This is a genomic window from Neisseria sp. P0020.S003 (assembly GCF_051957095.1).
Lineage (GTDB): Bacteria > Pseudomonadota > Gammaproteobacteria > Burkholderiales > Neisseriaceae > Neisseria > Neisseria subflava.
Window position 1 is genome coordinate 39,395 of the sequence record NZ_JBQCWU010000008.1, and the last position, 26,450, is coordinate 65,844.

Here is a 26,450-nt window from a genome sequence, read left to right on the forward strand (position 1 = left end):
AATATAATCAGTCTGAAATTTCTATAATTTCTGTTAAAAGCGAAATTATAGCGTAAAAAATTTTGGATAGGCTTCGGGATTGTTTCTTTGGGTGGGAAATCCATATCAAGTGATTCAAAATCTACAAAGGAACATTAAGCTTCAGATAAACATGCCCATACAAGGTCGCCATGTGCATGTTTCCATATTCTAAAATAATATTGCCTGTGTTTATTGCTCACAAGTCCATTGCCATCATCGGAAAAATTTCTGTATCCCCGCGCCTATTTTCAAAATTTTCACCATGGTTGAAGTAGAAAGCTTCAGCATTTCATTTGCCCACACGGTCAGCGTACTGATGAAATCATGGGTTTGTTGGATTCGCTGCTTAGCAGTTTCATTTTCCTGGCTGAATTCAGGGCTGTCGATCAGGCTTTGCAAAAATTGCCGCGTCGGTTCGATTTCACGCTGCATACGTACTTCTGCAATGGTGCGGAACAAAGTCCAGACATCATCAGAAGTTTCAAAATGATCACGCCTGTCGCCCAAGATATGCACAGTATGCACCAGTCTCAGGTTTTGCAGCTCTTTAATACTGTTGCTGACATTGGAGCGCGCTACGCCGAGTGTTTCGGTGATTTCTTCGGCGTTCATCGGTCTGCCTAAGATGTAGAGCAGGGCATGGATTTGCGCAACGGTACGGTTTACGCCCCATTTTGTACCCATTTCGCCCCAATGGAGGATAAATTTTTCAGTGGTCGGATTCAGTTTCATAGTGATGGTATTCTATTTTTATCTTTTATTTCTGTCAATACAGAAATAAAGAAATTTTTGGCCGTCTGAAATAAAATGTTCAGACGGCCTTTTATATAAATCCTTATCCTACATATTCTCTCAGAAACTCAAGCCCCTATCAGTCATGATTTCTTATTAGTAAAAAATGTTGTTCATAAACCGGTATTTTTTGAATAAAAATTTATCCGTACAATTTGCTGTATCCGATAACGAGGAGTAAATCATGAAAAAAATGCCTGTATTGTTTGTCGGGCATGGTAGTCCGATGAATGCGTTAGATAAAGAAAACCCGTTCAATCAGAATTTTAGCCTAATTACGCAAAAGTTTGCCAAACCAAAAGCCATTTTGATGATTTCAGCGCATTGGTACAGCAGCCGTTTGCAGGTTACGTCTGGCAAACACCCTGAAATGATTTACGATTTCTACGGCTTCCCCGATGAACTCAGCCAAGTGCAATATCCTGCGCCTGGTTCGCCTGAGTTGGCGGAGCAAGTGCGATCATTATTACAGCCGGAAAATGTCAACACGAGGCTTTGATCATGGCGCATGGGCGGTGTTGAAATATCTCTATCCCGATGCCGATATTCCAGTAGTGCAACTTAGCCTTAACCGTTTGCAATCGGCAGAATGGCATTTCAACTTGGCGAAAAAATTAGCTGCTTTGCGAGAACAAGGCGTGTTGATTATCGGCAGTGGCAACATTGTGCATAATCTAAGAGCGATAAGCTGGGAACATATCGATCAAATCGGTGCAGGGTATGACTGGGCGTTTGCTTTCCGTGAAACAGTCAATCAGGCGATTGCAACGCGAGATGATAAAACTTTGGTACATTATGAGCAACTAGGCAAAAAGGCCGAGCTTTCCGTGCCAACGCCGGATCATTACTTGCCCTTACTGTACATCATGGCATTATGCGAACCGCAAGATGAAGTTACGTTTTTCAATGATAATTTGATTGCAGGCTCGCTTAGTATGACGTCGGTTTTGGTGGGGTAAAAAGGGAAGAATCAGAACAAAACAAACCATTCTTTATTTGTTCGATCCGCTTTGCGGATGGTGCTCAGTTGTTTCAGACGGCATTTCAAATCCATATAAAAGCCTTAACCTATATTGGCAAAGATAAGATTAAGCTTGTGTAAATAATCTAGCAGACTAGACGGTTAGATTTGAAGGTAACTTGCAAAATCTCTTTGTAAGAGAAAAGGCCGTCTGAATATCAGACGGCCTTTGTGTCGATAGATTATCGATGTACGACTATTTCGATAATGGGTGCAATCTCTTTGTCACCGGGAAGCAGGGCACTGCTGGAGGAAGCGGCGGCGTGCGCTGATGGTGTCTTGCGCGTATTTGTGGTGAATGGAATAGAACCTGTGCAGTGCAGGGTTGCATTCTTTAGGCGGCGTACCCGGAGAAGTCAGGCAGGTGATGGCCTCGCAGGCATATTTTTTATCACCAGTCAGCAGTTTGCCGGCAATATCTGAAGCGTTGACGGCAGAGGCAGAAAACGGCAACAGAGCCGCGGTTAAAACAAAAATGGATAAGTGTTTCATCGTGTCGTACTCGTTAAAATTAAATTGGTAATTGGAGGAGGATATCAAAGGTCTTGTGAACAACAGATGGCTTTGAGTCTATCAGAATTTAGGCAGAGAGCAAGTTTCTGGGATTAAAATCCTGCATCCAGGGACACCAGCAGCTCGACATCTTCTTAAAGCTTCTGCTTCAGCAAATCCAGGTTTCCCTGTAACTGAGAATAGTCTTGGTCTCTTGCCCTCATCACCGTGTGCACTGGCGACACAACCATTCCGTGCCCATACAAGTACTTTACATGGAGCATTACTTCCTCCACGTTCACAAGTTCTGATGGCTTCTCTCTCTGCTGCAGCTCGAGAATCCATATCGAGTGCACCACCTGACATACCTGTTTTTGTATTTATGGCCAGTGCCAAATATTTTGAAGGAACATTGATATTAACAATTTCCGTAGGTTGATTTTGTTGATACTGCCGAGACGACGTACAGTTGGGATTATAGCCATACTGACACAGCGCCGGATTGTTTTGTAATGCTCCTCTAGTTACGGGGTCAGCAGCATAAATATTAAGGCTTGTCAGTCCGAATAATACAAAAAGCAAATTTTTCATTATAAGTCCAATCTTTTGTTTCTTAGATTTTTAATATTTGAATGTAAAAATACTAGATTAGGATGGATTACTTCCTTTGCCAGGTTGCCGAGGTTGTTTCATGGCATCGGTAGTGGTACTTCCTGTCTGACTACCACCTGTTGTCCATATTGGCTGTTGTGGAATATTATGTCTGGACGTATCAGCGCTAGTAGTGTTATTTTGTACATTATAATTAGTCCGCTGACTTGCTCCTCCATCCAAATGTGGTGGTACTTCTTGACGATTTCCATTTCCATTGCCGATGACTGAGTAAGCACTGAAGCTGCCCATTACACCATTAAACCACATGCCTGCCATAGGCGGTACGGTAATCAGCAGGGTGGAGAGCATCAGGCCCAAGCCCAGCTGCTGGGTAACGGTTTCCATAATGCCGGTAGTGCCGCCTTCACCGATAACGGTTGCCACAAATTTGCCGGCTGCCGCACCGCCAAATAAGTGGCCCACCAAGTCCATGGAAATCTCCGCCATGACACCGAGTAAGACGCTGGAGAAGATGGTAGCCAATCCGAAGTATAGCCATTTTTGGAACAGCGGAGCGGTTCTTTTGAATAGGAGGCACAATATAAAGATAGGCGCGAAACCGACTATTTACAAAAGGCCGTCTGAATTTCAGACTGAAATATCAGACGGCCTTTTGGGGATAGCTATTAAGGTAGAGAGCAGCCTTCTGGAACAAAAATTCTGCAATTAGAGGCGTTTGCTGCAATACATTTATTAACAGCATTTCTCTCTGCAACCCCAGGTTGTTCTTCTCCTGCAAAATATGAAACCCATTTATCCCCTTTTTTACCTTCAGCTATTGCAATGCAGCCATTACGAATCCAACCTAAAACTTTACACGGAGCATTTCCTCCAGCCTCGCATCTTCTAATAGCTTCTCGTTTAGCTTCACGCAGGGACTTCATGTTAAGGACTCCTGCAGAGGTTGGTATATTGTTATTGATAGCTACGGCACCATATTTAGAAGGTATAGTTTGAGGCTGCCTAGATTGTTGATTCATAGAGCCATTGTAATAAGGATCATTTGCCAAAATTGGAGCCATACAGTGTGGATCTCCAGAGGGCCCGCCACCTACACCTGGAGAACAGGCAAAAGAGAATGCAGAAGAGATACCGAAACAAAGGGTTAAAATAAATTTATTCATAAAGTTAAAATGGATAAAAGTTATATATTTCAGTATAGGCTGTCTGAAGTTTCAGACGGCCTTTTGGGGATAGCTATTAAGGTAGGGAGCAGCCTTCAGGTAAATAAACTTGACAATCTCTCACTTTAGGATCAGCTTTACATTTGGCCAATGCAGCAGCTTCTGCCAATCCCTTTTCTTTTCCTGCAAAAAAAGACGTCCATTGAGTTGGGTTATTAATTATCTGGCCTCTCGCAGCAGCAATACAACCGTTTCTAACCCAAGAAGCTACTCTGCAAGAAGCCTTTGGGTTTCCTTGTCTACATTGAGTCAAAGCTGCTTTTTTTGCTTTAGACAAAGAGTCCTGATTTAATACACCGCTTGCATAGCCAGTATCCATATTCATAGCCACAGCACCGTATTTAGAAGGGATATGAACAATAACTGGAGTTTGTTGTTGATTCATGGAACCGTTGTAGTATGGATCATTTGCTAAAATGGGAGCCATACAGTGTGGATCTCCAGAGGGGCCACCGCCTACCCCAGGAGAACAGGCAAAAGAAAACATGGGAAACAGGCCCATACAAAGAATAAAGGTTACTTTTTTCATGATATATTTGTTCCTCAATTTATTGGATTCTTCGGATCTTTGCCACCAGTAGCTATTCCTAATGTAGATTGTCCTTGAGTTTTAACTACATTTGTATTTGAGACTGCGTTACCAGATTGCCAGTTACCCTGAGGTCTATTAGTATTTAAGTCAGTATTATTTCCTATTTGCTGCTGAGTAGAATTAATCTGAGGAGGTGCATTATGCCCTGGCATCGTACTCGGTTGTCCATTACTTGGATTATTCCAACGTTCTGCTGGGTTGTAGCCACTGAAGCTGCCCATCACGCCATTAAACCACATTCCTGCCATAGGCGGCACTACAATCAGCAAAGTCGAGAGAATCAGACCTAAACCCAACTGTTGGGTAGCTGTATCGGCAAGGCCCAAAATGGTTTCTTTAGTCACAAACTGTACAGCTTCTTTTGAAAGAAAAAGACTGGTACCAACATTGGAAACTAAGTCCATGGCAATATCTGACATCACGCCGAGCATAACCCCTGAAAAGATAGTTGCCAGCCCATAGTATAGCCATTTCTGAAAGAGCGGGGCGGTCTTTTTGAACAGAAGGCATAAAATAAAGATGGGCGCAAAGCCGATAAAGAGAGCCATGGCGATGCGGAATACGATCAGCATGGTTCCTGCTACTACGCCCGGTCCGGCCGTACCGACACCGGCAAACCATTTTGCCTGATTGAGTTGGGTGAAAATGTTTGGATCACCTGCGGTATCGATTCTGTTCAACATGCCCATAATGGATTGGGCAACAGTAAGGTTTTGGTCGATTTTACAGCCAACAAAGCTGTCGGTTGATTGGGTCAGACAGGCTGCCCCAATTTTATTGTCGCCACGCATAATTTCAGATAGGGTATCTGCTGTCGTATCGGTCAGTGTTCTTATGGCAAAATTACTGCTTGAGGCAACGCCCAAGGCGACAAAGACAATAAAATAGGCTTTACCCAAACCAAATGCAAACCCTTTAAGCCCTTCTTGGCTTCTACCGGTTGCAATCAGATAACCTTGAACCATGATCCAAAGGGTAAGTAGAGCTAAGACCAAAGACAAAGCCATACTGAGGTTTTTGGAAAGTAGGTGTTCCGTTAAAAATTCTATGCGAGCATAGATGTAGTCACGGATACTGGTATAGATGGCTAATTCGCCAACGCCACTGATAAATTGATCCATAGTGTTAATCTTTTTCTGTTATCGGTAAAATGCTTTATTTGAAGAATCTGAGGATCCTTTTCGAAGACCTTCAGCTTTAGTTTTATAGTCCCCTGCCTGGCTTTTTAGCGTAGTGACAATAGCAGCATGAACAGCGGCTTTTGCAGCCATCCCTTTTACTGAAAAAGAACCTTGGAGTTGCTCTTGTGTTACGGCAGTACGGGCCTTCTGAATCATTTCTTGTTTAGCATCCAACAATTTGATTTGATGCTCGTAGATTTTGACGATATTGTTGATGTTCAACATTTGGTTACGGATGTCGGATTCTATGGTTTGGAGAACACCTGAGTTTTTACCGTCATTGTTTTTTGAACTGACTCTTTCATAATTCTTTAATGTTGCCTCTAGTCTTTTCATATTTTGCGAGATGCGGTCTTCGGCAGTAAAATAAAGTTTGATCTTCTGATTGTCGATTTGAATGGAGTTACTACACAGTTGTTTAGATTTTTCATTGACTAGACTATTACACTGTTGGATGCGTTTATTCAAAATCTGCAAAATTTCCTCATTTGACATTTCTTTGATCGAATCTATTTGCTGAACAGAAGAAAGCGGACCACGAATTTGGCTGTTAAATTGCTCTTTCCATTGTTCGTATTGCTTATTATAGTGATCATAGATTTTTTTATAGTGAGTAAACTTTTCTATACCGTCTTTGATCATTTGACCTAAGGCTGCACCATCAAATACGGGAATTCCGCCAGCCATTGCGGGCATACTTCCCAACATTCCGGCGCATACTAGAATAGCTGCCAGTTTTTTCATTCCAATTTTCATTTTTTTATCTTTCTTTGATTCAATTAATTTCGAATATCCAAGTTTTTCTTATTATAGGGTTGTCAGAAAATCTATTATTTTCAGGCGGCCCTATTTTCTGTACATTCATTTCGAAGAGGTCTAATCAGCGTTGCGCATGAGATTAGTAGCCGCCTTCTTGCCGGAACCTTTACGTTCATCGTAGAAGGTTTGTAACCAATCCTCTGGCCTTACCGCATCAATGTCGACACCTAAACGTTCAGCTGTTTTCTTAATGATGCCGTCCATGATGTCGATGTTGTCGGTACTGGCGGAGATGACTGCCAATTCATCGTCAAATCCGCGCAGGTTGAGCTGGCATACTGCGGAAGCATGACCCTGTTTGACCAAGAAGCAGCGACTGCGCTCGTCCAGGCTTTTAATCACTTGGAACTCTGAATCGGTCAGCTTCAGTCCATCGATGTAGTCTTTTTTATCTGCATTCGGATTTGGCAGCAGTATCATGGTAGCTGTCTGCTCAATCAGTGCTGCAGAAATATCGCTTTTGAGGGCGTCTTCCGGAGACTGGGTGGCAAAGATACCCATACCGTTTTGCTTACGGATGGTTTTTTGTTTGTTTTTGGCAAACTCTTTCAAGCCGCCTTCGCCATCAAGGATTTTCCAGAATTCATCCATGATATAGATAAAGCGGCGACCATCGATAAGCTCTTCCATTCGATGGATCAGATAACCGATGACTGGATCGCGTACCTGTGGGTTTTCAATCACGTCGGTGTAGTCGAAGCCGATGATGTTGGCACCACTGAAGTCGATTTTGTCCTGAGGGTTATCAAAGACCCAGCCGAGACTGTTTCCTCTAGTCCATTTGCGGATATTGGCATAGAGGGAATCGTCGCCGGTATTGGGCAGCGATTTTTGGAAGTTAGAAATACTGCGCAGTGCCATTGGGGTATCAAGCATGGCTCGAACGGCGCGCAGGATATCGTCGTCTTCTGCTGCTGAATAGTGCGCCTTGCCACCTAATTGCTTCATAAGGCCACAGAGGAATTGGACATTTGCCTCTGTATTTTCGCATTGGAAGGGGTTGAAGCCGGTCGGCTGACCGCTTTCCAGCGCCATATAAGCACCGCCGCAAGCTCTGACGAAGATCTCGGCACCACGGTCTTTATCGAAGAAGAAGATAGTGGGTTTGGGATCATATTTTTGTACCTGGCTGAGGAGGAAGTTGATAAGTGCCGTTTTACCGGTACCGGACTTACCGATAACCATGGTATTGGCAATGGCTTTTTCACCTTCGGAATCTTCGCCTTCAAGGGTTGCATGGAAGTTGAAGTAGTAGGGCTGACCATTGGTTGTTTGAAGAACGGTAACGCATTGCCCCCATGGGTTGCCCTCACGTTTACCAACGGCAAAGTTGTGAAGAGGACAGAGGCCCAAGAAATTTAACGATGAGAGGTTGGCAATGCGGGTGCGGTAGTTCCAGTTGCCTGGAAGTTGGGCATAATATGCGGCGCAGACAGCTAAGTCTTCTTTAGTCGTTACAAAGCCGGCATTGGAAAGTTCGGCTCGGGCAGAGGCAATGTTTTGGGAAAGTTGCTCTTGGCTGTCGGCATAGATAGCAAGGCTAAAATGGTAGCCGCCAAGAACAAAATTGCCAGATGCGAGCTGGTCCATTGCATGGTCGAGTTCTGCAATTTGGGTAAAGGATTTGTCGCCGGAAGAGATCATCATGCCACGAGTGCGCTCGAGGGTTTTCATAGCATCGTATCGGCTCATTGGGCTGAAGCTATGGGTGATGACGTATTCAACATCCAAATATTTGAGACCATTCAGTATCCCAGGGTAGGTACCATCAGGATATTCTTTAAGGTTGAGTATGGCCCCGTAGTGGTTTTTACCCTCAGGAGTACGGACGATATAGTCGCCGGTTTTGGAAGAAAAGAGATGTCGACTAAGGGGTAAGTAGTTGTAAACTGGTGCAGGAAGTACAGGAACTGGCTCGTTAATGCGGTTAAGGATGTAACCGAAAAGTTCGAGGGTTTCAGAGAATACAGTCCCGTTTTTACCTTCATACATACCAAGTCGGTATGGATGGTAGTCTTTGAGAACAGCTTCAAGGTTGGTTGCTAATTCGTTAAGTGTACCAATAGCTTGTTCCTGCTCGGCTTTGAGACGATCGATATTACCCGATTTATCAACGAATTTTTTGCCATCGACAACTGGGCGATAGATCATGGTCAAGTAAAGCTCGTTATTCATGAGCTTTTCTTGGGAGAGTCGAGAGAAATAACGATCAGAGAGGCTTTGGTTGAAAGACTCTTGAAATTCAGGACGTAAATCGATATTACGATGACGTCGAATGTCATGTACCCAAAAGGCGACATTTACGTAGTCGGGGGCACGCAAGGATTGGAGCAAACGGTTAAATGTATTGTGTTTGTGCTCAAGCTCCCATTCTTCACGACCTACGAAGGGAAGGCCGGATAGATGCCATGTTGTCAGGTAATCTCCACCAGTGGTTTTAACAATGGTTGGAGAGACATGAGTGGATAGGGATACGAATTGACTGATTGATGCGTCAGGAGTAAACATTTTATTTGTTTTTTGTGTTGGAATTGTCCGACAGAAAAAAATATCTGTCGGACGTTTTGTTGTCATTGTTTGGGAGGATTGTTGCGGTACTCGTTAGGCGAGAAGCACCATGTGTCAGGAAACTCTTCTCGATTTCTGGCTTTAAGCCTAAATTTCAGGCGTAAGCCTAGAAAACGAAAAATCATGTCATCTCGCTTGGCCATCTGCCTCATAATCAGAATGATGAATGGGATGGTTAGCAAAAAAAACAAATTGAAGTACATTCCCATTAATAATCCTGAGCCGGCTCCTATAAAGAAAGGTATATAGGGTACGCCGAGAAAGGTTGCCGGACGAGTACATCCTCGAAAAACGATGTTTTTTTGCATAATGAATAATTATGCGAAGAATTGCAATACTTGCATCATTGCTGAAGTTGTACCTGCAGAGCAGGAGTCTGCATTACCAACCAGCATTTTTGCGATTTGACCAGCTGCACCAATTAACACACCACCAATTAAAATAGGTGCGACGTCGGAAATGCGTTTGTGAGCAAAAGCAATTTGGTAACCGGCAAAGATGATGGCGATGGTTACGACAGCAACAGACATCAAGTTCAATACGGTATGGATGTTTTTAATAAATTTACAGGCACCACCAGAAGCTGAGGTGAAATCATCGGCTGCCATACCTACAGCTGGCGCTAAAAATGCTGCAGCAACAAAAGCTGCTGTTGCAACGTTTTCGGCAGTAAAGCGGGATTTTTTTTGGATCTGAGTGTTTTTCATTTGAAATTTCCTATGTTTATTACAGGTTGATGTGGAAAAAAATCGTATTGTCTAGAAGACTGCTGCACTATCTGTATAAATATTGCTTTTCGCTTGTGCAGTACTATTATCTTGCAAGGAATGTTGGTTTTTAGAGACAGTGGCCGAGTATGGTTGTGGATTAGCGGTAACTGTCAAATTTGGGCGGTTAGCTTGTTGTGCTGGCATTTGGCCCATAGGGCGAGGGGTATTCACAGTATTGCTGATGACTGGAATGGCATTTTGTGGGATTGCTCTCCCTTTCCCCATAGATAAAAAAATTTTTTGCACATATCCATGCTTATAACCAGTTACAAAGTTACCGGAATAATAACAGCTGAAAGATTTACCCCAGTCTTTTGCACGATTGTAGCATTCTCGCAATATATGCGAACCTGCCTTGACGTTTGGGCACACTTGGAATGCATGTTCGTAGGAATGCAACCCGTATTTTTTTAAATTGTATCGGTTAACTTGAGCTAATCCTAAGGAGAAGTTAAATCCTTTTTGTTCCAACATTTTAGCAGTAGCAACTGCTTCAGCCAAATTTTTAGGCTGTCTTTGTAAGCGTCCGCCTACAACACCTATAGCGTATGGGTTGCCTGAGGATTCAACTCTCACGACATGATGCATAATATCATGCGGGACAGCTAAGTCGGTGCAGGAAAAAAACATGATGTTGAGATGAAAATATGAATTTGTATTGACGTGAAATTTAGCACAGATTAAAATAATTAACAAGATTTAACCAATAAAAATAACCAAGCGTAAATTGTCTTTCTTAACTTTTGGTTAAGGTGCTTTGGTTGTTACTACAGTTGTTTTATTAAGGTGCTATGTATGTTTCTTTTAAGAACGTTGTTGCTGTCTGTGGGTGTAGGCGTGCTAGTGGTGGGTTGCGCAAGCCAGTCTGCTCCAGATTTTCCAAAGTCATGGAAGCAATTAAATGAATTGCCAGATCAGGTAACTGAAATTCCTCTTGTTAGGCCCCATGTTTATCAGGTGACGCAACTTGATACGACTGTAAAAGGTTTGCTAGAGCGTTGGGGGGAAGAGGCAAAAATGCCTGTCGTTTATGACCATACGCTTGATTTTACATTGTATAAGAAGGTATTGACTGTACGAAATACCAATATTGAAAATGCGTTAGGTGAATTATCCAAACTCTATGAGGATCGTGGAATGGTTTTCTACATTCAGAATGGTGTCATTATGGCGCATAAAAAAATGGGGGCTGCTGTAAAAAACAGCGAAAAGAGAAAGCATGAGAAATCAGTAAAAACTGATGTTAAATCTCAAAACTAAAATGGGAATATATGTTTAACTCAAATAAAAATACTACCAATGATAAAATTCAAAAAGCTATCAAAAAATCTTTGGATTTCGAAACGACTCTAGTCGATATCCGTAAGAAAAGTGAGAAAAGGGCATGGGTAGTTGCCGGTGTTGCTACTTTTTCTTCTTTGTGCTTGCTCGGGGGGTTATTTTATATCTTGCCGTTGAAAGAAAAAGAACCTTATCTTGTCATGGCAGATGTCTACACAGGGCAAGCTACTGTTGCCAAGTTGACTGGTGATTGGAATAATTTAGATATTACTAAAAATGAGGCGGTAAGTAAGAGTAATATTTCTCACTTCATTATTGCTAGAGAGTCTTTTGATAGTCAAATTATTTATGATAATGACTGGGCAACAGTTTATTCTATGTCGGTGGCAGGAGTATCAGATAGCTATCGTAACTTAATGAATAAAAGTAACCCGAATAGTCCATTTAATCTTTACGGGTCAACTCAGTCAATTCGCGTTAAAATTTTGAGTATCGTTCTTAATAATAGCGGAAAGGCTGATGGTCGTGATGCCAGTGCGACAGTTAGATTCCAAAGATTTTTATTGAATAAGAGTACTGGTATATCAAGATTCATAGATAGTAATGTTGCTACTCTAACCTACACTTATAATAGTAATTTGAAGATGGATGAAAAGTATAGGTTAAAAAACCCTCTAGGATTCCAAGTGTTGTCTTATCGTGTCGATCCTGATGCCAGCGAATCTTCTGTTCAAGATCTGTCTTCTGATTATCTTTCTAGTGGAACATTGCCTGAAAGTCAGACTCAGCAACAAATACAAAGTGTACCTCAACCAGAAGTCCCTACATCTGTGGATAATGCTGTCCCCGGTACTTCTCCTATATCTGTTGAAAGTGGGAATTAATAATGTTAAAAAAAATGGTTTTAGCAGCAACAGCAACGTGGTTGTTGCAAGGAAGTGTCTATGCTGCAGCTATTCAAGAATATACGTTTCAAGAAAATACGACATATCCTGTTCATACTGCACAGGGTGTGGTTACACAAATTGAACTTGATTCTCGTGAAAAGGTTAAAGATTTTGGTGCAGGTCTGAGTGGTGGTTGGGACTTGGTACGCCGAGAAAATGTATTTTATCTGCGTCCAAAATCTGATGCAGTTGATACAAATCTCATTGTGCGTACTCAGGAACATCAATACATTTTTGAACTTAAAGTTATGAAAAATGTTGTAGGTAACTTGGCTGACGCTTCAGATAAGGGAGTGAATTATCAAGTTAAATTCAGATATCCTGATTCTACAGACTTTAGTCTCCGGGCAAGTACTTTAGCTGGTTATAGCCTGAAATATGATTCTTCTAAAACTTACAATACTAATTATGATGTGGCTGTAAGTGACACATCTCGTTGGCTAGTTCCTTTAAAGGTTTATGATGACGGTAGATTTACTTATGTACATTTGAGTAAGGGAAAATTCACAGGAGATTTTCCTACCGTTTATGGTCGAAAGTTTGAAAGAGGGACTGAGTTTGTCCTAAATAGTAATGTTGAAGGTAATGTGGTTATTATCCATGGAACTTATCCGTTTTTAGTTTTAAGACATGGAGATGATGTAGTTGGGTTGAGGAGAAATTGAGTATGTCTGATAAGCTAAATAATGAACATCATAAAGATAGTGAGTCATCACAAAACTTATATTCAAATCAGTATGAGCAAGATCAATTGGCAGGGCTGGAGGAGAATGCTCCTCAACTGAATGCTCCAGTTGATCGTACTGTTAACAAAAAAGCAATTGCTTTTATTGTGGCAGCGGGATTTGGATTGGCTGGGTTAGGGGCATTTGCATATCATCAATTTAGTGGCACTGAGGAGACACCTCCACCGGAACGTCCTCAGGTGGTTACTGTTCCAGATTTACCTGCTCCGGAGCCTCAAGCTACTCAGATACCTCCGGTTGACTTAGTGGAAGAGCAGAAGCCTGATCCAGAGAGTTCTAAAACTACCGAATCTGTTACGCCACCAATAGAAACACTATCTCCACCGATAATAGATACCCCTCCGCCTATAATTCCTAATATTCCCGTGCAGCCGGCGGATATGTATGCCAACACGGATTCTAAATTTGTTGAAGATGGGGAGGCTGCTCAGAAAGAATCGGGAGCAGGCATAGCTCAAGCTAATGCTGTCCGTTATATGCATAACAGGGATAAATTACTTTTGCAGGGTACTTATTTACGCTGTGTATTAGAAACTAAAATTGTTTCTGAAGTAAAAGGGTTTACATCTTGTATCATCACTGAGCCTGTATACTCTGCCAGTGGAAAATATCTCTTGTTGCCGAAAGGTTCGAAAGTAATGGGACAATATGGTTCCAGCAATCCTACTGGCCCGCGGATGGAGGTCATTTGGAATCGAATCATAACACCAGAAGGCGTTGATGTAACACTAGAATCCCCTGGAGTAGATAATCTTGGTGCGGCTGGCCATGTTGGTAAATTTAAGTCTCATTGGGGATCACGTTTGGCATCGGCTTTATTGATTAGTATGATTTCAGATGCTTTTAAATATGCTGCTACTGAATATGGTCCACAAGGACAAACAGTTACAACCAACACATCGACTACCACTAATCCTTACGAGAGTGATACAGCCAATACATTGAAGCAACAGGCTATCAGCCAGCTTGAGCGAAATAATGCTCGTCCTAATACAGTAACGATCAACCAAGGGACCTTGATTAATATTTATACTGCCCAGGACATTGATTTTAGTTCGGTTATGCAGTAATTTTAAAGGGCCGTCTGTTTTTTTCAGACGGCCTAATCATTATGTGTTTATCATAAAGGATAATTGCTGATGAAGCCTCTCGTCCTACTATTATCTATAGTTCTATTGCCAGCTGTATCCCTAAGAGTTTGTATAGAGCAGTGTGCATGAGTATTATCAAAAAAAGCAAAAAATATTTAGTTCAAACATACAGTGAAACTGCCAAGGATAGTACTAAAAGAGAGTGATAAATTTCATAATACACTCATCACCTTAACCTTAGGCTATCTGAAAACTAATATCTTCACTAGAAAGCTAAAATAATCTATTACTTTGACTTACAGGTATTGAAATGACTCTAAAAAACAAATCTATTATTACGGTAGTTTTACTATTAATTTCTTTCATATTAGGCTGTTACCTTTCAGGCTTTATCCTGCTGCAATGGTTAGGCTTAGATAAAACTCCCTTACTACTTACAACATGGTTCAAATACTATAATACGCTAGATATTCCTCAGGTTGCCAAATATTCACTACAAATTAAAACATCAGGAATTGTTGGATTTGGTTTTACTTTTCTGATTGGTCTGCTTGGTTTAATTCCTATTTGGCGTACAGCTTCCCAAAGTCTTCATGGAGAAGCACGATTTGCCGGGATGGCTGATTTGACAAAAGCAGGATTTTTCAAACAAACGGATACTTCAATTGTCATCGGTAAATACAACGGCAAATTGTTACATTACAATGGCCAGCAATTCGCATTGTTGGCAGCGCCAACACGTTCGGGTAAAGGTGTCGGTATCGTTATTCCGAACCTGTTAAGTTATAAAGGATCGGTAGTGGTTTTGGACATCAAACAGGAGAATTTCAATTTGACTAGTGGCTACCGCAAAGAAGTATTAGGTCAGGAAGTCTATTTGTTCAACCCGTTTGCCGAAGATGGAAGGACGCACCGTTGGAATCCGTTTACCTATGTTTCTTCCGATCCTGACCAGCGAGTATCGGATTTAATGTCGATAGCTGCAATGCTATATCCTGATGGGGATAGTCGTGATAAGTTCTGGGTAGCGCAGGCAAGAAATGCGTTTTTGGCGTTTTCACTTTATTGTTTTGATGAGCATGAAGCAATGGCTGATTTTCCCGTGGTGGGCAAAGAAAATGAGCCGGCCTGTACATTAGGAAAAATATACCGTCTTTCATCAGGTAATGGAACAGAACTCAAGGAATACTTTACATCTCTATCACAACAACCATACCTCAGCGAGGCTACAAAAACTGCTTTTTCCGGTTTAATCTCTCAAGAAAAAGAAACCTTCGGTTCTATCATGGGTACATTTAAAGAACCCCTCAACCCGTGGATTAATCCTGTCATTGATGCCGCCACTTCCGCTGATGATTTTCTGTTGACTGACGTACGTAAAAAGAAAATGACTATTTATATCGGCATTCTTCCTAACAAACTTGCTGAGTCAAGAGTCATTGTTAACCTCTTTTTCTCTCAACTTATCAACCAAAATACGAAAGAGCTGCCTCAGGACAACCCAGATTTGAAGCACCAATGTATGCTGTTAATGGACGAATTTACCAGTATCGGTAAAGTTGAAATTATTGCTCATTCTGTCAGCTATATGGCAGGTTACAACATTCGCCTATTTCCGATTATCCAATCAGTTGCCCAGCTGGATGCTGTCTATGGCAAAGAATATGCACGTACTATTATCACCAACCATGCTTTGCAAATCATCTATACACCTAGAGAACAGCAGGATGCAAATGAATACTCCGAAATGTTGGGCTATACTACAGTGAAAAGAAAAAATGTCAGCCGTGGACGTGAACGTAGTGTCTCAGAAAGCGAAGAGCGTCGCGCACTGATGTTGCCGCAAGAGTTAAAGGCAATGAGCCAAGATAAAGAAATTATCCTTTACGAAGGTATGTCACATCCGGCGCAAGTGGGGAAAATCCGTTATTATCAAGATGGAACATTTACCAAACGACTGATGGAGGCAGTGAAAGTTGCCTCATTAAAAGGAAAACGGTAATAGTAATAAAAGCTCAAGGCCGTCTGAAAATTAAATTTCCAGAATAATTAAAAAGGAATTTATATGAAACTATCAGCGATTACAGCCATATTAACTGCATGCTTGGTGACCTCCTGTACTCCGCAGATTAGTAATAAAAATATTAAGGATTCTTCCAAGATGCAGAATATACAAAAGGAAATAACTATGGAACAAGTGCGCAATCGTTGCCGAAGTATGTTGCACAAAGTGGAAAATCGGGATGATCTAATTAAGCAGATGTATGATACAGCATTTAAGGATGACTGCCTGTATGCAATGTATGCGCTAGAATTAGAAAATATTTGGAAAATTCCGGTTGTTGAAGGTTATGATAGTAATCAATTACATAGAAATCTCTCATCATCCATTGGTTTGTATGTAGCAATAAGACATGATTCTTTTCAAACAAGTTTCGTTATTTTACCAACTAAACAATACTACAAAGAAAAAATAAGTATTTTCCCTGAAAATAAATTTCCTGATTTTTTGCCTAAACCTAATGAAAGAGAAATGCCTCCTAGATATGGGGACTATTACCCACGTCAAGAAAATGACCCAATTAAAGAATTAGTTAATTATTATTGGCGTGAAAATGGTCGAGAAATGGTTGCGGCAAACAATGGTTCCGGTGCTATTCATGCATTTACTTTTTACAGTAATACAGAAATGAGCCCTATGGGTTTTTGATACAAAGGCTAATAAATCATGACTAGATTAAATGAAAAAGCAGAAGCTCAATTAAAAATATTAGGTTTCCATAATCAACGTTTTAATTCTACTATGTCTGAATTGGATAGAATAAAGGCTAATGATGAGTTAGTAAGGCAAATTAATCAATTTGGCAGTCAAGGTCATGGATTTTTTAGGATTGTAGATGGAAGTAAGGGGGCCTTTTATAATTCGAAAGATGGGAATATCTATTTAGAACAAGGTTCCAGATATATTACCGCTAGGACAATATCTCATGAAGTGGGCCATGCATTAGGTAAACATCAAGCTAAAGCAGCTAGTTACTACAATACTGCTAAGGCTTATGCTCAAGCGCGAGGCTATGGAGAAGCTGAGGCAATCTTTAACGAAGCGCGTATGGTTGCTTACGAAGAAAGATATAATGGTAGAGCATATAGCACAGGAATTAGTGGTAATCTTTACCCATACGTTAAAGGTAAGAGTTTTGGAGAGGTTAAAGATCTAATTGCTCGTCAGAATATGTATGGCATGTACCCAAGTAATGGAACTGGATCGATCAGAATGACTTATTATGAAACTGATATTGAATATTTCCTGAATACTCGTACCAATTTTTCCAAAGACTTTGAAGAAGCATTCTTAAGCCCCAATTTCAAACAATTATTTGTTAAACATATGGCAAATTATGACACTTTTGGAAATAAGGGTAACAATAAAATTGTTGCTGATGGATCATATAGTCGTGATAGTTTATTGATAGGCAGATCTAAGACTTATTTAAAAAGTGGTGCATATATGTATGGAGATGCTGGAGATGATGTTCTAAAAGGTACTAATCAAAATGATATTTTATTAGGCGGTAATGGTAATGATGTATTAATTGGTGGTAATGGCAATGATATTTTAGCTGGTAATTCCGGAAGAGATAAATTGTTTGGTGGTAAAGGATATGACAAATATCGTGCTGATAATTCAGATATTATCCGAGATTCAGACGGCAAGGGTGAAGTGTCATTAAATGGTTATATATTACAGGGAGGTGTACGCGATTTATCTAAGCCAGACCGTTTTGTTTACCGCAGTTCTAGAATGGTATATGAATGGGATAGAAATACAGGGACATTAGATGTAAATGGTCTTAAAATTGAAAATTTCAAAAATGGTGATTTAGGAATTCATTTAAAAGAACAAAAAACAGGCCAAAAAACAGGCCAATATAATGATGTTGTTAGAGTACATTCTGCTACGGGAATAGATGGTATTAAGATTTTGCGTCAACCTTGGAATACCAACATGGCTCATACTCCAGCTCCTAGCAATGGGGATGATATGTACACTAATCAGCCTTTGAATTTGGAAGCAATCCCACAAAATGCCCAAAATATCTATCAGCAGAGTAAAAAAATTTTTACTGAATTCTGTAATAAAAAAGATATTATCTACGATGAAAGAAGCCTAGATAATATTGCTATGGCACTGGCTGCTGAAGGGTACGCAAACAAGATGAGAGGTGCATCTCTTATTAATATCAAAGAAAATGGACATATTCTTATTGGTGATAAGGCTCCTGAATTAAGAACTGCTTCTGTGGATATGCAGAAAGCTGCGGTTACTCCGATAGAGGAGAGTATTATCAAAGTACAAGAAACAACTCAGCAATTTGAATTAGAAACACAACAAAAGCAGTTAACACAAGCCAGAGGGCTGAGTATTTCTTAGGCTAAAATGAAAAATACACCTAAGGTTCAAGTATTATTGTAATTAAATTTTTGAATAAACTTATTTTAAACATGGATGAATTAAACTCAACAATTTCAGCGGATTTCTTAGATTATCAATATGAAGTATTGGGAATTACCTCTTTCTTAAAAGATCCTGATGTGACTGAGATTTGTATTAATAGACCAGGAGAGGTATTTTTAGAAACCTCTCAGGGTTGGAAAAAGGTAGAAGTAAATACGCTAAACTTTGATAGGGCACGTCAGTTCTGTACTGCTGTTGTTAATGAAAGTAATACTGGGCAGCGAATTACGGAAGCAGAGCCGATGGTATCGTTGACATTCCCAACAGGACAACGTGCCCAATTTGTGATTCCTCCTGCCTGTGATGCAGGAAAAGCTTCAATTACGATCCGTTTGCCATCAAAACACACAAAGAGCTTAAGTCAGTATAGTAAAGATGGTTTCTTTAGTCAGATTATTGAGTTAAATGGAGAATTATCTCCTCAAGATAAGGAATTAGTAGAACTGAAGAACAATCGGAACTACGAAGAATTTTTTAAAAAAGCCGTTGAATATAAAAAGAATATAGTCGTTTCAGGTGCAACTGGCAGTGGTAAGACTACTTTCATGAAAGCATTGGTTAATCACATTCCTTTAAGTGAGCGACTAATCAGCATTGAGGATGCTAGGGAGCTATTTATTCCTCATGAAAATGTAGTTCATTTGCTTTACTCAAAAGGTGGACAAGGTAGTTCAAATATTACGGCAAAAAGTTGTATGGAATCCTGTCTGCGTATGAAGCCGGATAGAATTATTCTAGCAGAGCTACGTGGTGACGAATCATTTTATTTTATTCGAAATTGTGCATCTGGACACCCGGGATCTATTACAAGTTGCCATGCTGGTAGCACAGAACAAACATGGGATCAATTGGCATTAATGGTAAAAGCATCACCAGAAGGAAGTGGTCTGGAGTTTGAAGTTATTAAAAACCTGCTTAGGCAGACCATTGATATTGTTGTGCACATTAAAGCTCATGCTGGACAACGTTATATTACGGGTATTGATTTTAATCCTATTAAAACTTAATGTTGAAGATGACGCAATTGAAGCAATATATCATTGGATGATACAGAATGTGTGAAACATGCAAAGCAACTGTAGGCTTATGTTGTTAAGGTTGTGATATTAATGAAGGTTTAAAGGCTGTCTGAAAATCTTTCAGACGGCCTTTTCTTTTAAGCAGCTAAGGTTAAATAATCCTGATTTAAAAAACCTTCTTAAATTCCCTTTGACATTCCCCATCTTTCCCTCTAAAATGCGTTCGAGTTTTTAAACATATAAACTCAAGAAGCCAAATATGCCACACCAAACCATGAATTTAATGCGTGAGTGCATTCCCATTTTTACCGTGTTGAGTGATGAAAACCGCCATCAAATCCTGCGCGTGCTGTGGGAACACGGCAGGATGAATGTGAATGAGCTGACCGAGCATCTGCATCTGTCGCGCCCTGCGGTGTCGCATCATTTGAAAATCATGTTGCAAGCCGGGGCAGTGGCGGTGGAGCAGGTCGGCAAAGAGCGGTTTTACAGTATTGCCATGGCGGATGCGGTGGCGAGATTGAAACAGCTTGCTGATTTGATGGCTCAAAATTGCCCGCTTTCAAAATAGGGTTATCCGTTAACCCTTTATTTTTATCCAAATACGTTTACATTTTTAAACTTATCAACTTAAAGGAACGATTATGTTATTCACGCCATTCACTTTTCAAAACGGCAAAACTGCTAAAAACCGTATCTTCAAATCCGCCATGGAAGAGCAACTTGCCCAACACGATCAGCCGTCTGAAAAACTCGTCCGCCTGTACGGCACTTGGGCGCAAGGCGGCGCGGGTGTTTTGGTTACGGGCAATGTGATGGTCGCTGAAAGCGGCAAAGGTTTGATAAACGATGTGGTGATTTCAGACGACCGGGGGCTTGAGATGCTGAAAAATGGGCGAAAGCCGGCACGCAAAACGACACGCTGCTCATCATGCAAATCAATCATGCGGGCAAACAGTCACCTGCGGTAGTCAATAAAACGCCGCTTGCGCCGAGCGCTGTACCATTGGTAGGCATGGATGGCTTTATCAATCCGCCGCGCGAATTGAGTGCTGATGAAATCAACGGGCTGATTCAGCAATTTGTGCAAACCGCGAAAATTGCCGAACAGGCAGGCTTTTCAGGCGTACAAATTCACGCCGCGCACGGCTATCTCATCAGCCAATTCCTCTCGTCGCACCACAACCGCCGCCAAGACCAATGGGGCGCATGCCGGTTTAACCGCAGCCTATTTATTTAATAAAGGTCGTCCGGCTAAATCGGTTTTCACCATTCATAATTTTTGGAACAAGGCACAAGAACAAACACAGTTACAATCACAACAAAAATTCCAACAAGATTTGGTTGCTGCAGTTCAAGCTCAAGATGAGAAAAAAGTGAAAGAAGCGATTGAAACATTTAATCAATCAGTAAAAGATACAATTACAAGCTTAGATGCATTAGATGTAAAAGCAGAATCAATTAAGTCTATCAAAGAGCAAACCAAAAATGTATTAAGCTTGGCGAGTGGTTTATTGGTTGATCAAGCTAATATGAGTTTCACTAACCCGACACAAACACCGGAGCAACAAAAAGCTTATGCTGAAAAAGCTGAAGTATTAAGAAATGCAATGGCCGAGTTACAAAAACAAAGTGTCGAATTAGAACAAAAATTTAATCCTGCACCGGTCGCAGCGCCGGCACAAGACGCAAAATAATATTCTGACTTATTTATCTAAAAATAAATCGCCTTATTGTTCCGCAGTAAGGCGATTTTTTATATGAAATATACCTTGAAAAATTACCGCACTTTTTGGATTTAATTAGAAAAGTGCGGTGAGTTTTCTGTCAGTTTTTTCCGAAACACTCCTTTGATTTGTGTTGGGGTATATGTCGTGCTAAAATTCGAGCTCTGTTTAATTAAAAACGAGGATAAAATAATGGAATTCAAGCTTAATAAACTTACATTACTTTTATTATCGGCTCCGCATTATTGCTAATGCGAGCATCACTCATAACGGAACCAACGTTCTGCCTAGTGGCTTAGCTACAAGCATCACGGATAATCAAGAGCATACTATAAATGGGTTTTTAACCATTGCGGAGGGGGGTAAAACAACCCCTGCAGGGCAAGCAAATGGTGAAATGACCATTGATAATGGCTCTAAGTTAAATATCAGTGATACAGTAATGATTGGAAATCAAAACAATGACGGTTTCGGTGGTAAATTGACTGTCACTGGTGCCGGAAGTGAATTAAATGTAGGCGGGATATTAAATATCGGTAACTACAGTAATGCGAATCTCTCTATTTTAGAGGGCGGAAAGGTAAGCTCAACATTTCATGGTGATCCTAACGCGCCTCACTTTTGGGGATGGCTTCTTCATAAGCCAGATGGTCGAACAGCTATTAATACTAAAATTATTATTGATGGTGAAGGTTCTGAACTTTCTTATCATAAAGACTCATTAATTCGTGTAGTTGGTGGCGGCCACAAAGAAACAAATGTTGATGTATTGATTTCTAATGGCGGTAAACTCAGCGCAGGTGTGTTGCAATTAGAAAATGGCACAGCCAATATCCAAATTGGCAACAAAGGTAAAGGTGGAACACTAGATGTTAAACGTTTTACTATTGGTAGTGCAGATGTAAAATTCACCTTTGACCAAAATGATATGTTGAATTTTACCCCTATTATCCACACGCATCGTTCACTGAAAGAATCTCATGTTAATTTCATACAAAGTGGTTCTGGAACAACGTTATTTGCTCCAATAGGTATGAATAATGTGAATTCTAAGGTAGATATTACTGACGGTACATTAAAAGTCGGTAGAGATAATGCATTCGGTAGAGATAATGCATTCGGTAACGATTCTGTTACCACTGAAGTGAATATTGGTGAGAAAGGTACATTAGCGTTAAACAATTTTAATGCCTCTGTTAGCACCATTAACAATCAAGGTACGCTTGATCTTACTTCAGATAATGCGGATAAAAAACTTACTGTTTATGGAGATTACAGTGGCGACGGAAAACTATTGGTGAAAACAATTTGGAATAGTGCTAATAGTTCTTCTGATATGTTAGATATTAAAGGTACTGCGAAAGGTAATACCGTTGTTTCCACCTTAACCGGTCTTATTGAAGGCGATGTGCTTCGTCAAGTAAATAGAGACATTTATTCTGCAGATGTAGTTAAAGTTGCTGATGCAAATCATTCAGGTACCTTTACCGGCACAGCGAAAACAACTAATGCAGGTGAGGCACAATTAGCTAAAAAAGATGCTAATACTTATGCATGGACCTTAAAAGCACTCGATCAAAATATTTATATTGAGCCAGCTACTGCTTATATTCAAATGCCTCGTGTCAACATGGAATTAGGTTATAGCGTGTTGGATACCTTACATCAACGTCGTGGTGAAATTAGCCAATCGCCAAATTCTTCCGTTTGGGCGCGTGTTTCCGGTAAACGTTTAGAAACTGAGGGTCGTACCCGTTTAGACGTTGACAGCTCACAATATGTCGCACAAGTGGGTTATGACTTTAACCGTAGCGAAATGCAAAATGGTCTGCCGCAATCTCTCAGTGGGGTATATTTTGCTTATTCTCGTGCAGATAGCCGTTTCTACGACCAATATCGTGCAAAAAACGGTGTTGTAGCTGCTGATAAATATACCGGTAAAGGTAAAACAACAGCAGCAAATATCGGTGTATATCACTTATACCGTGCACCAAATAATGCCTATGTGGACACAGTAGCGCAATTCTCTTACTTAACTAACAAATACAATTTTGTATCTAATCCAGAAGTAAGACAACATGGTTGGAGTGGTGCACTATCTGTTGAGGGTGGTCACAGCTTTGCATTGGGCAACTCCAACTGGCGTATTGAACCTCAAACCCAATTGATTTACCAACGCTTAAAACTTCAATCGTTCTATCATGATGCAGATCGTCGTGTTGAACAAGGTACTGATAACAACTTACGTGGACGTATTGGTGTGCGTTTAAGCCACAGCAAAGATTTCCAACGTAACCCAAACGTGTATTTTGTTGCAAACGTATGGCATGATTTTGTTACTGCAAAATCTGTCTTAATCGGTGACACCAAATATAACGAAAATGATGCCCGCACTTGGTTGGAAGGTGGTGCAGGTTTAAATGTGCCATTCGGTAACCACGCTATTCATGCGGATCTTCGTTTAGAACATTCTCTAGGCAATAAAGGTAACCGTTCCGGTGCGAAAGCCGTGTTAGGTTATAGCTACGCTTGGTAATTCAAATAACAAATATATAAAACAAAAACCACCTTCTTCTGAAGGTGGTTTTTTATTAGATTTTTTGGTTCTTATAATATGGTTGCTAATTTGTTTCAGCAATAAAAAAGTGATATGATCGCGCCCCGTCTTAATTCTGAGACAGAGAGGAAAAAAACTATAAAATTTAAACTTAATAAACTTACGTTGCTTCTATTAGCCGCGCCATTGGCTGCGAATGCAAGCGTTACTTGGTCAGGGACTAATGACGGAATTCCGGAAACCCTTGGGAAAGTAAACCCAGATACGGTTAACGGCTTAGTTCAAGTTGGTAGTGGTAATGTGTAGGAAAACGTTGCGTTGTTTACACCACAGGTTGAGAATGAAGCCTGCAAGACCTCAAACGGCGTATCGCCGTTCAAACTGCGGTGCGGCTTCACAGTGTTATAGAAATTAACAAAGCGGCACAACTCCTTTCGCCGGTGTTCCGGACTGTCAAACAACTGTTTCTCATGCCACATCTCCATCAGGGTGCGGATAACCCGTTCCGCCTTACCGTTGGTCTGCGGACGGGCAACCCGGGTAAACTTTTGACCAATCCCGTTCTCATAACAGGCTACACCGAAAGCATGGTTGGCCGAGCCTTTATATTCCGTACCGTTGTCGGAGTAAACGCACTCAATCAGGTATGGGCAGGGATCAATCAGGTGTCCAGTCAGAAACTTGGCGGCACTGTCTGCCGGTAAGGCGGAACGGGTTATCCGCACCCTGATGGAGATGTGGCATGAGAAACAGTTGTTTGACAGTCCGGAACACCGGCGAAAGGAGTTGTGCCGCTTTGTTAATTTCTATAACACTGTGAAGCCGCACCGCAGTTTGAACGGCGATACGCCGTTTGAGGTCTTGCAGGCTTCATTCTCAACCTGTGGTGTAAACAACGCGGTTATTTTCTACATGACTTTATTTATTGAAGAAATGTTTTCACTATCAGCCTTAACAATCACTATTAAAATGTGCTCCGATGTTCTGTCTCCGCCTGTATGCGGCTTGGGCGACGGCGAGGCTGCATTCGAGCAGGTTGCGGTTTTCGTATTCGGATGCGGTGTGCGGCTCGGCTTGGTTTTGCTTCCAAAGCCGCAGTTGGGCGATGGCGCGGCGCAGGCCGGTATCGTTGCGGAGGATGCCGAGATGGCGTTGGTTGAAGGCTTGCAGGACGTGGCGGCTGAATGTGTTTTGGAGGTCGTCTGAAAAGATACCTGCTTCAACAGAGGGGCTTTCAGACGACCTTTGGGACGGTACAGCTTGGAATGCTTGTCCGTCCGCGATGGTTTGGGCGGCAAGCCTGGCGGTAACGACGCATTCGAGCAGGGAGTTGCTGGCGAGGCGGTTGGCTCCGTGCAAGCCGGTGCAGGCGGTTTCGCCTAAGGCGTAGAGCTGCGGCAGGGAGGTTCTGCCGCAGGGGTCGGTTTGGATGCCGCCGCAGGTGTAGTGTTGCACGGGGCGGACGGGGATGGCTTGGCGCGTGATGTCCAAACCGCATTGGGACAGGCAGTGCCGATGGATGGACGGGAAATGCTGACGGACGAACTCTGCGGGTTGGCGGCTGATGTCGAGCGAGACGAAGTCTTGCGTTTGTTTGGCGATTTCGGCGGCGATGGCGCGGGCAACGATGTCGCGCGGCGCGAGTTCGGCGCGGCGGTCGTAATGCGGCATAAACCGTTCGCCCGCTTGGTTGGTCAGGATGCCGCCTTCGCCGCGCACGGCTTCGGAAATCAGGAAGGTGCGGCCGTTTTCAGACGACCTTGCCAAGCCTGTGGGGTGGAATTGGATAAATTCGAGGTTTTCGACTGCGCAACCTGCGCGTATTGCCATGGCGATGGCATCGCCCGTGCATTCGGGCGGCGTGGTGGTGGCGGCGTAAATCTGTCCCAAGCCGCCGCCCGCGAGTACGGTATGGCGGGCGCGGATGCGGTAGGTTTCTTGCGTTTGGCGGTCGAGGACAGTCAGTCCGCACGCCGCGCCTGATTCGGTTTGGATATCCAACGCCATCTGCTGCTCGTAAACGCGGATGTTCGGGCGGCGGCGTATTTGGGCAATCAGGCTCTGCATGACGGCTTCGCCCGTGTAGTCGGCGACGTGGGCGATTCGGCGGCAGGTATGCCCGCCTTCGCGCGTCAGGTGCAGGTCGTTATGATTCCGGTCGAACGCCACGCCCTGCGCCAACAGCCATTCGATTGCCGGTTTGCCCTGCGACAGGATGGCGCGGACGGCGGCTTCGTCGCACAAACCCGCGCCCGCTTCCAAGGTATCGGCAACGTGTTTTTCGATGTCGTCCTCTCCCGACCACGCCGCCGCAATCCCGCCTTGCGCATGACGGCTGGCAGTGTCGTCCAGCCGGTTTTTGCACAAAATGACGATGCGGAATGATTCAGGCAGCGATAGGGCGAGCGTCAGTGCCGCCAGCCCGTTTCCGGCAATCAATACGTCGCAATCGGTTTGCATGGTGTTGTCCTT

At 42.1% G+C, this 26,450-nt stretch carries 26 protein-coding genes and 3 pseudogenes; 15 read left to right on the plus strand and 14 right to left on the minus strand.

Going from position 1 to position 26,450, the window contains the following annotated elements:
• Nucleotides 1–234 precede the first annotated feature (234 nt).
• The gene (locus ACTHTQ_RS06185; RefSeq protein WP_063068990.1) at nt 235–753 is read right to left on the minus strand and encodes a GbsR/MarR family transcriptional regulator; all 519 of its coding nucleotides are present in this window, start codon (nt 751–753) and stop codon (nt 235–237) included.
• Nucleotides 754–997: 244 nt separating this feature from the next.
• Here ACTHTQ_RS06185 and ygiD point away from each other — a divergent pair.
• Nucleotides 998–1,772: pseudogene (gene ygiD, locus ACTHTQ_RS06190) on the plus strand (4,5-DOPA dioxygenase extradiol).
• Nucleotides 1,773–2,059: 287 nt separating this feature from the next.
• Here ygiD and ACTHTQ_RS06195 read toward each other — a convergent pair.
• The 11 genes from ACTHTQ_RS06195 to ACTHTQ_RS06245 all read right to left on the minus strand — a co-directional run bounded on the left by ACTHTQ_RS06195 (nt 2,060) and on the right by ACTHTQ_RS06245 (nt 10,790).
• Nucleotides 2,060–2,326, minus strand: a complete 267-nt coding sequence (locus ACTHTQ_RS06195; protein WP_440363424.1) for a TrbM/KikA/MpfK family conjugal transfer protein — start codon at nt 2,324–2,326, stop codon at nt 2,060–2,062.
• Between the two features lie 81 nt (nt 2,327–2,407).
• Nucleotides 2,408–2,917, minus strand: a complete 510-nt coding sequence (locus tag ACTHTQ_RS06200) for a DUF4189 domain-containing protein (RefSeq protein WP_440363425.1) — start codon at nt 2,915–2,917, stop codon at nt 2,408–2,410.
• A 57-nt stretch (nt 2,918–2,974) separates the two neighbouring features.
• On the minus strand, nt 2,975–3,547 hold the full coding sequence (locus ACTHTQ_RS06205; RefSeq protein WP_440363454.1) for a type IV secretion system protein: 573 nt from the start codon (nt 3,545–3,547) through the stop codon (nt 2,975–2,977).
• 59 nt (nt 3,548–3,606) lie between these two features.
• Nucleotides 3,607–4,002: a DUF4189 domain-containing protein gene (locus tag ACTHTQ_RS06210; protein WP_440363426.1), complete on the minus strand. Its 396-nt coding sequence runs from the start codon at nt 4,000–4,002 to the stop codon at nt 3,607–3,609.
• Between the two features lie 178 nt (nt 4,003–4,180).
• Nucleotides 4,181–4,693 (minus strand): DUF4189 domain-containing protein, encoded by a 513-nt coding sequence (locus ACTHTQ_RS06215; protein ID WP_440363427.1) that lies wholly within the window; start codon nt 4,691–4,693, stop codon nt 4,181–4,183.
• A gap of 14 nt (nt 4,694–4,707) precedes the next feature.
• On the minus strand, nt 4,708–5,877 hold the full coding sequence (locus ACTHTQ_RS06220; RefSeq protein WP_440363428.1) for a type IV secretion system protein: 1,170 nt from the start codon (nt 5,875–5,877) through the stop codon (nt 4,708–4,710).
• Between the two features lie 18 nt (nt 5,878–5,895).
• A complete protein-coding gene (locus ACTHTQ_RS06225; RefSeq protein WP_440363429.1) occupies nt 5,896–6,681 on the minus strand; it encodes a hypothetical protein in 786 nt (261 codons plus the stop codon).
• A 132-nt stretch (nt 6,682–6,813) separates the two neighbouring features.
• Nucleotides 6,814–9,264, minus strand: coding sequence for a VirB4 family type IV secretion/conjugal transfer ATPase (locus ACTHTQ_RS06230; RefSeq protein WP_440363430.1), 2,451 nt, complete (start codon nt 9,262–9,264; stop codon nt 6,814–6,816).
• Nucleotides 9,265–9,326: 62 nt separating this feature from the next.
• A complete protein-coding gene (locus ACTHTQ_RS06235) occupies nt 9,327–9,632 on the minus strand; it encodes a type IV secretion system protein VirB3 (protein WP_036472428.1) in 306 nt (101 codons plus the stop codon).
• Nucleotides 9,633–9,641: 9 nt separating this feature from the next.
• A complete protein-coding gene (locus ACTHTQ_RS06240) occupies nt 9,642–10,031 on the minus strand; it encodes a TrbC/VirB2 family protein (RefSeq protein WP_003683398.1) in 390 nt (129 codons plus the stop codon).
• 51 nt (nt 10,032–10,082) lie between these two features.
• Entirely contained in the window at nt 10,083–10,790 is a 708-nt protein-coding gene (locus ACTHTQ_RS06245) for a lytic transglycosylase domain-containing protein (RefSeq protein WP_440363431.1), read from the minus strand.
• Nucleotides 10,791–10,889: 99 nt separating this feature from the next.
• On the opposite strand from ACTHTQ_RS06245, the gene ACTHTQ_RS06250 reads away from it, so the two are divergent.
• The 13 genes from ACTHTQ_RS06250 (at nt 10,890) to ACTHTQ_RS06310 (ending at nt 23,957) form a co-directional block, all read left to right on the plus strand.
• Nucleotides 10,890–11,354, plus strand: a complete 465-nt coding sequence (locus ACTHTQ_RS06250) for a hypothetical protein (protein WP_440363432.1) — start codon at nt 10,890–10,892, stop codon at nt 11,352–11,354.
• A gap of 11 nt (nt 11,355–11,365) precedes the next feature.
• Nucleotides 11,366–12,259 carry a virB8 family protein gene (locus ACTHTQ_RS06255; protein WP_440363433.1) on the plus strand — a complete coding sequence of 298 codons (894 nt, stop codon included), beginning with the start codon at nt 11,366–11,368 and terminating at the stop codon, nt 12,257–12,259.
• 2 nt (nt 12,260–12,261) lie between these two features.
• Complete coding sequence (locus ACTHTQ_RS06260) at nt 12,262–12,987, plus strand: TrbG/VirB9 family P-type conjugative transfer protein (protein ID WP_440363434.1); 726 nt, start codon at nt 12,262–12,264, stop codon at nt 12,985–12,987.
• A 2-nt stretch (nt 12,988–12,989) separates the two neighbouring features.
• Nucleotides 12,990–14,138: a TrbI/VirB10 family protein gene (locus ACTHTQ_RS06265; protein WP_049329379.1), complete on the plus strand. Its 1,149-nt coding sequence runs from the start codon at nt 12,990–12,992 to the stop codon at nt 14,136–14,138.
• Nucleotides 14,139–14,469: 331 nt separating this feature from the next.
• Nucleotides 14,470–16,161 (plus strand): type IV secretory system conjugative DNA transfer family protein, encoded by a 1,692-nt coding sequence (locus ACTHTQ_RS06270; protein WP_440363435.1) that lies wholly within the window; start codon nt 14,470–14,472, stop codon nt 16,159–16,161.
• 63 nt (nt 16,162–16,224) lie between these two features.
• Complete coding sequence (locus ACTHTQ_RS06275) at nt 16,225–16,869, plus strand: hypothetical protein (RefSeq protein WP_440363436.1); 645 nt, start codon at nt 16,225–16,227, stop codon at nt 16,867–16,869.
• Between the two features lie 18 nt (nt 16,870–16,887).
• Nucleotides 16,888–18,591, plus strand: coding sequence for a calcium-binding protein (locus ACTHTQ_RS06280; RefSeq protein WP_440363437.1), 1,704 nt, complete (start codon nt 16,888–16,890; stop codon nt 18,589–18,591).
• Between the two features lie 71 nt (nt 18,592–18,662).
• The gene (gene virB11, locus ACTHTQ_RS06285; RefSeq protein ID WP_049329383.1) at nt 18,663–19,682 is read left to right on the plus strand and encodes a P-type DNA transfer ATPase VirB11; all 1,020 of its coding nucleotides are present in this window, start codon (nt 18,663–18,665) and stop codon (nt 19,680–19,682) included.
• A 271-nt stretch (nt 19,683–19,953) separates the two neighbouring features.
• The gene (locus ACTHTQ_RS06290) at nt 19,954–20,265 is read left to right on the plus strand and encodes an ArsR/SmtB family transcription factor (protein ID WP_440363438.1); all 312 of its coding nucleotides are present in this window, start codon (nt 19,954–19,956) and stop codon (nt 20,263–20,265) included.
• A 73-nt stretch (nt 20,266–20,338) separates the two neighbouring features.
• The gene (locus ACTHTQ_RS06295; protein ID WP_440363439.1) at nt 20,339–20,665 is read left to right on the plus strand and encodes an oxidoreductase; all 327 of its coding nucleotides are present in this window, start codon (nt 20,339–20,341) and stop codon (nt 20,663–20,665) included.
• Nucleotides 20,626–20,934, plus strand: a complete 309-nt coding sequence (locus ACTHTQ_RS06300; protein ID WP_440363440.1) for an oxidoreductase — start codon at nt 20,626–20,628, stop codon at nt 20,932–20,934. Before ACTHTQ_RS06295 ends, ACTHTQ_RS06300 begins: the two co-directional genes overlap by 40 nt.
• Before the next feature lie 100 nt (nt 20,935–21,034).
• Nucleotides 21,035–21,391 (plus strand): hypothetical protein, encoded by a 357-nt coding sequence (locus ACTHTQ_RS06305; RefSeq protein ID WP_440363441.1) that lies wholly within the window; start codon nt 21,035–21,037, stop codon nt 21,389–21,391.
• Nucleotides 21,392–21,818: 427 nt separating this feature from the next.
• On the plus strand, nt 21,819–23,957 hold the full coding sequence (locus tag ACTHTQ_RS06310; protein ID WP_440363442.1) for an autotransporter family protein: 2,139 nt from the start codon (nt 21,819–21,821) through the stop codon (nt 23,955–23,957).
• 302 nt (nt 23,958–24,259) lie between these two features.
• On the opposite strand, the pseudogene ACTHTQ_RS06315 reads toward ACTHTQ_RS06310, so the two are convergent.
• Nucleotides 24,260–24,676: pseudogene (locus ACTHTQ_RS06315) on the minus strand (integrase core domain-containing protein); the annotation flags it as partial.
• A gap of 1 nt (nt 24,677) precedes the next feature.
• Here ACTHTQ_RS06315 and ACTHTQ_RS06320 point away from each other — a divergent pair.
• Nucleotides 24,678–24,890: pseudogene (locus ACTHTQ_RS06320) on the plus strand (integrase core domain-containing protein); the annotation flags it as partial.
• A 39-nt stretch (nt 24,891–24,929) separates the two neighbouring features.
• On the opposite strand, the gene nadB reads toward ACTHTQ_RS06320, so the two are convergent.
• Nucleotides 24,930–26,438 carry an L-aspartate oxidase gene (gene nadB / locus ACTHTQ_RS06325; protein WP_440363443.1) on the minus strand — a complete coding sequence of 503 codons (1,509 nt, stop codon included), beginning with the start codon at nt 26,436–26,438 and terminating at the stop codon, nt 24,930–24,932.
• Nucleotides 26,439–26,450: the final 12 nt, after the last annotated feature.